Origin of the sequence: Aquipuribacter hungaricus (genome assembly GCF_037860755.1) — a bacterium.
In the GTDB taxonomy this organism is placed as follows: Bacteria; Actinomycetota; Actinomycetes; order Actinomycetales; family JBBAYJ01; genus Aquipuribacter; species Aquipuribacter hungaricus.
Genome location: NZ_JBBEOI010000224.1, coordinates 1 through 5,616, shown reverse-complemented (window position 1 = coordinate 5,616; position 5,616 = coordinate 1). Strand labels below are relative to the sequence as shown.

At 76.7% G+C, this 5,616-nt stretch carries 7 protein-coding genes and 1 pseudogene; 6 read left to right on the top strand and 2 right to left on the bottom strand.

Annotated features, from left to right (window positions below; all coding sequences use genetic code 11):
- The 4 genes and pseudogenes from WCS02_RS16710 to WCS02_RS16695 form a co-directional block, all read left to right on the top strand.
- Window positions 1-339: 5-formyltetrahydrofolate cyclo-ligase (locus WCS02_RS16710; protein WP_340295285.1), on the top strand; the 339-nt coding region annotated here is incomplete at its 5' end.
- Between the two features lie 191 nt (window positions 340-530).
- Window positions 531-2,108, top strand: coding sequence for a potassium/proton antiporter (locus WCS02_RS16705; protein ID WP_340295283.1), 1,578 nt, complete (start codon window positions 531-533; stop codon window positions 2,106-2,108).
- A gap of 61 nt (window positions 2,109-2,169) precedes the next feature.
- Complete coding sequence (gene folE / locus WCS02_RS16700) at window positions 2,170-2,796, top strand: GTP cyclohydrolase I FolE (RefSeq protein ID WP_340295281.1); 627 nt, start codon at window positions 2,170-2,172, stop codon at window positions 2,794-2,796.
- 73 nt (window positions 2,797-2,869) lie between these two features.
- Window positions 2,870-3,067: pseudogene (locus WCS02_RS16695) on the top strand (FmdB family zinc ribbon protein); the annotation flags it as partial.
- A gap of 14 nt (window positions 3,068-3,081) precedes the next feature.
- On the opposite strand, the gene WCS02_RS16690 reads toward WCS02_RS16695, so the two are convergent.
- Entirely contained in the window at window positions 3,082-3,405 is a 324-nt protein-coding gene (locus WCS02_RS16690; protein WP_340295287.1) for a hypothetical protein, read from the bottom strand.
- 53 nt (window positions 3,406-3,458) lie between these two features.
- On the opposite strand from WCS02_RS16690, the gene WCS02_RS16685 reads away from it, so the two are divergent.
- Window positions 3,459-4,016, top strand: a complete 558-nt coding sequence (locus WCS02_RS16685; RefSeq protein ID WP_340295279.1) for a hypothetical protein — start codon at window positions 3,459-3,461, stop codon at window positions 4,014-4,016.
- 105 nt (window positions 4,017-4,121) lie between these two features.
- Window positions 4,122-4,520 carry a large conductance mechanosensitive channel protein MscL gene (gene mscL / locus WCS02_RS16680; protein ID WP_340295277.1) on the top strand — a complete coding sequence of 133 codons (399 nt, stop codon included), beginning with the start codon at window positions 4,122-4,124 and terminating at the stop codon, window positions 4,518-4,520.
- Window positions 4,521-4,553: 33 nt separating this feature from the next.
- Here the strand turns inward: mscL and WCS02_RS16675 are convergent.
- A partial coding sequence (locus WCS02_RS16675; RefSeq protein ID WP_422665431.1) for a hypothetical protein occupies window positions 4,554-5,616 on the bottom strand: 1,063 nt, incomplete at its 5' end.

Below are 5,616 nucleotides of genomic sequence, written 5' to 3'. Positions count from 1 at the left end.
CTCGTCGACGGCGACGGCCCCGCCGCTGGACAGACCCCGGACCGGGGTCCCGGCGGCCCGCGGCTCGGGACCGCGGCGGTGGCCTCGTGCGACCTCGTCCTGGTGCCGGCGCTCGCGGTCGACCGGGCCGGCACCCGGCTGGGCCAGGGCGGCGGGTCCTACGACCGCGCGCTGGCCCGCGCGCACACGGCCCCGGGCCGTCGACCGGGCGAGGGAGGCCCGCTGGTCCTCGCCGTCGTCCACGACGACGAGGTCCTCGACGACCTGCTGCCGCGCGAACCGCACGACGTCGCCGTGCACGGGGCCCTCACGCCGTCCGGGGTGGTCCTGCTCCGCTGATTCGCTGGTCGGTCCCGGCCCGGGGAGGCCTCGTTCCCGTACCCTGGGGCCCGGACGGGTTCCCGGGGCCTCCCGCTCGCACACGGACCGCCCCGGACCTCCTCACGGACGACGCCGGCAGCACCGCCGTCGCCCCGTCCCCCGACCGACCGACCGATACCAGGCCAGGCCGACCGGCAGGAGGACCTCTGATGACCGTCGCGCCAGAGCTCGTCCTGGTCGTCGGGGCGGTCGTGCTCATCGCGGCGGTCGCCGCGGTCCGGCTGTCGACCCGGACCGGTCTGCCGTCGCTCCTGCTCTACCTGGGCCTCGGCATCGTGCTCGGCGAGGACGTCCTCGGCATCCCCTTCGACGACCAGCAGCTCGCGCAGGACGCCGGGTACGTCGCGCTCGGGCTCATCCTCGCCGAGGGCGGGCTCACCACCCGGTGGGAGTCGATCCGGTCGTCCCTGGCCCCGGCCTCGCTGCTGGCCACGGTCGGCACGTGCGTGTCGTTCCTCGTCACCGGCGTGGGGGCCTGGCTGCTGCTCGACCTCGACCTGCTGACCTCGATGCTGCTCGGGGCCGTGGTCGCCAGCACCGACTCCGCCGCCGTGTTCTCCGTGCTGCGCTCGGTGCGGCTGCCCCGCCGCGTGGTGGGGATGCTCGAGGCCGAGTCCGGGTTCAACGACGCCCCGGCCGTGCTGGCCGTCATCGCCCTCACGGCGTCCGCGACAGGGCAGGAGGGAGAGCCGTGGTGGCTGGCCGTCCTGCTGGCCGCGGCCGCGCTGGTCATCGGGCTCGTCGTCGGGGTGGCGGTGGGCTGGCTCGGCGCGGCCGTGCTGTCGCGGCTGGCGACGCCGGTGTCCGGGCCGTTCCCGCTGGCCGTCGTCGCCGCGGTCGGCATCGCCTACGGGGCCGCGCACCTCGTCCACGGCAGCGGGTTCCTCGCCGTCTACGTCGCCGCCCTCGTGCTCGGCAACCGCCGGCTCCCCCACGGTGCGGCCACCCGCGGCTTCGCGACCTCGCTCGGCTGGCTCGCGCAGATCGGCCTGTTCGTCCTGCTCGGGCTGCTCGTCACCCCGTCCCGGCTGCCCGGGGTCGTGCTGCCGGCGCTCGCGGTGACGGCGGTGCTCGTCCTCGTCGCCCGGCCGCTGTCGGTGATGTCGTCGATGGTGTGGTTCCGGGTGCCCTGGCGGGAGCAGGTGTTCCTGTCGTGGGCGGGCCTGCGCGGGGCGGTGCCGATCGTCCTGGCCACCATCCCGGTCGTCGAGGGCGCGCCGGGCGCGCAGCGCATCTTCGACGTCGTGTTCGTCGTCGTCGTGGTGTCCGTGCTGCTGCAGGCACCGACGCTGCCCGTGCTGGCGCGGCGGCTCGGGCTGGTCGAGCGGCTGGACAGCGAGGACGTCGACGTCGAGAGCACCCCCCTGGGCCGGATGGGCGCAGACCTGCTCGAGGTCCACGTCCACGACTCCTCGCGGCTGCACGGGGTGAGCGTGCAGGAGCTGCGGCTGCCGCAGCCGGCCCACGTCTCGCTCGTCGTCCGCCCCGACGGCGCCGTCGTGCCGACGCCCACGACGACGCTGCGCCACGGCGACTCCCTGCTCGTCGTCACCACGCCCGCCGTCCGCGACCGGGTCGACCGGCGGCTGCGGGCCGTCAGCGAGGGCGGCCGCCTCGCCAGCTGGGGCGACGACGACGCCGGCCATTCCGCGGTCGCCCGCCCGGACGCCCCTGCCGGCGGCGTGGTGGTCCGCCGGGCGCTGCCGAGGGGCAGGCAGGCGCCCTGAGGCGTCGCTACGGTGACGCCGGAGCGGCGGACCCTGACCCGACGCCCCGGAGGGAGCCCACGTGACCGTCCCCCAGCCCGCCGGCCGGCGCTCGCTGCGCCCGGCGACCGGACCGGAGGTCGTCACCGGGCCGCTGCCGGAGCCCGACCTGCCGGCCGCGACCGCCGCCGCACGGGCGTTCCTCGAGGCCCTCGGGATGGACCTCAGCGCCCCGGGGCTGGACCGGACCCCCGACCGGATGGCCCGCGCGTACGCCGAGATGTTCCGGCCCCGGCCGTTCGAGATGACGACCTTCGCCAACGACGAGGGCTACGACGAGATGGTCGTGGCCCGCGACATCCCCTTCACGTCCGTGTGCGAGCACCACCTGCTCCCCTTCACCGGTACCGCGACGGTCGCCTACCTGCCCGGCGGGCGGATCCTCGGGCTGTCCAAGCTCGCCCGCGTCGTCGAGCTGTTCGCCAAGCGGCCGCAGGTGCAGGAGCGGATGACCCAGCAGATCGCCCGGTACCTGCAGGAGCACCTCGCCCCGCGCGGCGTCGGGGTCGTCCTGTCCGCGGAGCACACGTGCATGACCGTGCGCGGCGTGCAGGCCAGGGGCTCGAGCACTACCACGTCGGCCCTGCTCGGCAGGGTCCGCGAGGACGCCCGCACCCGCCAGGAGTTCCTGGCCCTCGCGACCGGCTGAGCGCACCGGCCGCCCGGCCGGCCCGCGCCCGGGTCCCCGCCGGGGCGGTACTCTTGGCACTCGCCGCGACTGAGTGCCAGTCGTCGCCCCCACACCAGGGCCCCGTGCCCCCAGGACGCCAGGAGGCCACGTGCCGACGTACGCCTACGCGTGCACCGCGTGCGGTCACGAGTTCGACGCCCAGCAGTCCTTCTCCGAGGCCTCGCTCACCGAGTGCCCGCAGTGCCAGGGACGGCTCCGCAAGAAGTTCGGCGCCGTCGGCGTCGTCTTCAAGGGCTCGGGCTTCTACCGGACCGACTCGCGCAACGGCACGAGCGGCAGCGTCTCGGGCGGCTCCTCCGAGTCGTCCTCGTCGTCGTCGTCCTCGGACTCCTCGTCCGGGTCGTCGACCGGCGGGTCGGGCACCACGGGCACCCCCGCCAAGGCTCCCGCCGCCGCGTCGTCGTCCGGCTCGTCCTCGTCCGGCTCGTCCTCGTCCGGCTCGTCCGGCTCGTCCTCGTCCGGCTCGTCCGGCTCGTCCTCGTCCAGCTCCTCGGGCTCGTCCGGGACCTCCGCCGCCTGACCGGCGGCCGGCCGTACCCACAGGCGGCCGGTGACCGCCGCGTCCACAGGCCACCCGGTCGGCCGTCCGACAAGGTCGCCGCGACGAGCACGATCGCCGGGTGAGGACACCAGCGTGGCCGTCGGGCGCCGGCCGGGTCGGCTTCGACCCCGGGTCGCGCCGGCGTGTGAGGCGCACCGCCGCCCGGGCCCGGCCGCTGCTGCTCCCCGTGGCCGTAGTGCTGGCGACCGCCCTGGCCCTGGGCGCCGGGCCGGGCACGGACGCGGTGGGCCTGCCCCCGCCGGGGCTCGTCGTGCCGGTGGACCGCGTGCTGGTGGCCGTGCAGCCGGCTGACCCCGCCGTGCTGGCGCTCGCCCCGCCCGGCAGCCGGGTCGACGTCTACGCCGCCGTGTCCCCGGTCGCCTCCGACCCGTTCGCCGAGGGTCCGGCTCCGCCGGGGCAGCGGGTCGTCGACGGGGCGCTCGTCGTGGGCCCGCCGGCGGTCGGGGGGCTGACCGGTGCCGGACCGGTCGACGGCGCAGGCGGCGGCGGGTCCGGGCTGCTCACGGGTGCCCCCGCGGCGACGGGTATCGCCCTGGCGGTGACCGACGGCGAGGCCGCCGCGCTGGCGGCCCGGGCAGGGACAGCGCTGCTCGTCGCCGTCCGGGGCCAGCCGTGACGACCGGGACGGGGGTACCGGACCCCCGGGAGCCTGGCTAGGGTCCTGGACCGGGGGGCGCCGACCGGCGCCGCCCTGCCAGCGACCAGCCACCCAGGAGACCGCATGCTCACAGGCTTCAGGGACTTCGTCCTCCGCGGCAACATCGTCGAGCTCGCCGTGGCGGTGGTCATCGGCACCGCCTTCGCGGCGCTGGTGGCCTCGTTCACCGAGAACATCATCAACCCGGTGCTGGCGGCCGCGGGGGGCGGCGGGGACGTGCCCGGCCTGTCTATCCTGCTGCGCGCGGGCAACGAGGCGACGCTCGTCAACTTCGGCGCGGTCATCGGCGGCATCCTGCAGTTCCTCATCACCGCGGCCGTCGTCTACTTCGTGTTCGTGCTGCCCATGAACAAGCTCACCGAGCTCCGCAACCGCGGGCAGCTCGCTGCCGAGGAGGGCCCGGCGCCGGACGTCGAGCTGCTCACCGAGATCCGCGACCTGCTGCGGGCGCAGCAGCGCTGACGGTCCGGCCGGGCGCACGCGCGCCCGGCCGGGTCACCAGTGGGGCGGGCGCTCCCTGAGGATGCGGTCGTCGTCGTCGCCGTCCGGGCGGCCGCCCCAGCCCAGGTCGGTGTCGTCGGAGGAGACGCCGGGGACGACCGGCTCGCCACGGAGCCCGGCGCGCGACGGCACGTGGGTAGGGGGCGTCGGGCCGGTCGTCGACGGCGCACCTGCCTGGCGGGGGTTTCCCGAGTCGCCGCGGAGGTCGACGACCTGCACCGGGCCGGCGGTTCCACTGTCGCGCGGGGCCGCGGAACCGCCAGGGGCTGGGTCCTGGTCGAGCGGCTCGCCAGTGGTGCCGTCGTCGGGCGCGGTCCCGGGCACGACGGCGGTGTCGGCGTCATCGACCTCGGCGCCGGTGGCCCCGGCGGTGTCAGCCCCGGAGGTGTCAGCCCCGGAGGTGTCAGCCCCGGAGGTGTCAGCCCCGGAGGTGTCAGCCCCGGCGCTGTCAGCCCCGGCGCTGTCGACCCCGGCACCAACGGCCCCGGCGGTGTCGGCGCCATTGCCCCTGGCACCGTCGCTGGAGGCGCCATCGCTCGAAGCGACCCCGATCGAGGCACCCTTGGTCGAGGCACCCGAGTCACCCGGAGCAGGCGTGGCGGCGTCATGCTGGGCGCCGTCGTCCGACGGGTCGGCAGCGACCTGGACCGCCCCGGAGCTCGCCCGGTCCAGGCCGTCGCCCGCCGGTGTCTCGTCGGGGGCAGGGGCGCCACCCGGAGTCCCACCAGCCGTAGCGGTCGCGCTGTCCGAACCAACGATGTCCCCGTCGAACGCCTCGGCGTCATCGGGCCGCGGGCCGACCAGGCCCAGGGCCACCCCGGCGACGTCGGCCGCCACGAGCTCGGCCGCCACGAGGCGGTGCTCCCAGCCGGCCTCGGCCAGCCCGGCACGGCGGCCGACGAGCAGGGCGGGGTCCGGGTGGTCGACGTCCACGTCGACGACCAGCCCCGGGTCGTGCGGGGGGCGGGCGACGGCGAGCCCGCCGCCGGGGCCGGCGGTGACGTGCGCGCCGAGCGCCTCGATCTCCTGCGCGAGCACCTGGAGCACGGCCGAGCGC

Coding starts and splice junctions, on each gene's coding strand:
- WCS02_RS16705 (WP_340295283.1), top strand. CDS start 531: ATGACCGTCGCGCCAGAGCTCGTCCTGGTCGTCGGGGCGGTCGTGCTC.
- mscL (WP_340295277.1), top strand. CDS start 4,122: ATGCTCACAGGCTTCAGGGACTTCGTCCTCCGCGGCAACATCGTCGAG.